The 1103-nt window shown below is 65.7% G+C and carries 1 pseudogene; it reads left to right on the forward strand.

Annotated elements, in window-relative coordinates:
* A pseudogene (locus DSY14_RS27850) lies at positions 1 to 1103 on the forward strand (RHS repeat protein); the annotation flags it as partial.

Genomic DNA, 1103 nt, shown 5'->3' on the forward strand with positions numbered 1-1103 from the left:
AACGGCACGGTCTCGGCCCAGGACGACGGCAACGGCAACCGCACCACCTTCAGCTACGACGATGCCGGCAACATGACCCAGATGGCCGAGCCCGGCCCGATCGGGTCGATGTCCTTCACCTACGACACCCTGTCCCGGGTCACGTCGGTGACCGACGGCAACGGCACCAGACTGGACTACGCCTACGACCGCCTCGACCGGGTCGTGGCCATCTCCCACGAGGGGGACGTACTCGAATCCTTCGAATACGACGCCAACGGGCGTCAGCTGGCCACCCACACCGACCAGGCCAGCACCGCGTTCACCTTCAACGCCCGCGGTGACCTTCGCGAGAGCGTGCGCACCGACTCGGCCGACGAGGAGACCACGGCCTATGACTATGACGCGGTGGGCAACCTGACCGAGTTCACCGAACACGGCCGCACCACCACCTACACCTACGACGAGGCGTTCCGCCTGACCGACCTGGTGGACTTCACCGGAGCCCAGACCACGTTCTCCTATGACTCCAACAACCAGCGCACCTCGATCGCGCACCCCGATGGGGCCGAGGAGAGCCGTTCCTACGACGCCTCGGGCCGGTTGACGGACATCACCACCACGGGCGCCGATGACCAGACCCTGGTGGAGGCCTCCTACACCTGGGACACCACCGATGGCGATGACAGCACCCAGCTCCAGTCGCGCACCGTCAATGGCGAGGCCGAAACCTTCACCTACGACGGTCTCCAGCGCCTGACCGGCAACGGTGAGGTGGACTATACCTACGACGACGCGGGCAACCTGCTCACCTCGGGTGAGGAGGAGTTCTCCTACAACGACGCCGACCAGCCCACCTCAGCCCGAGGTGAGGACGTGGCCCATGACGAGGCCGGGAACATGACCGGCCGGGGCGAGTACGTCTACGAGTACTCGGTGACCAACCAGAACACCCGCATCGATGACGGCGAGGGTGATCTGGCCACCAGCCTGAGCTATGACACCACCGACCAGACCCAGATGCGCGGCATCACCGACGTCCTCGACGGTGAGCGCATCGACCGCCAGTTGTCCAACACCGCCCTGGGTGTCACCAACATCGCCTCCGACGGCGAGCGCACCAG

It is taken from the genome of Nocardiopsis sp. MG754419, assembly GCF_018207095.1.
GTDB lineage: Bacteria > Actinomycetota > Actinomycetes > Streptosporangiales > Streptosporangiaceae > Nocardiopsis.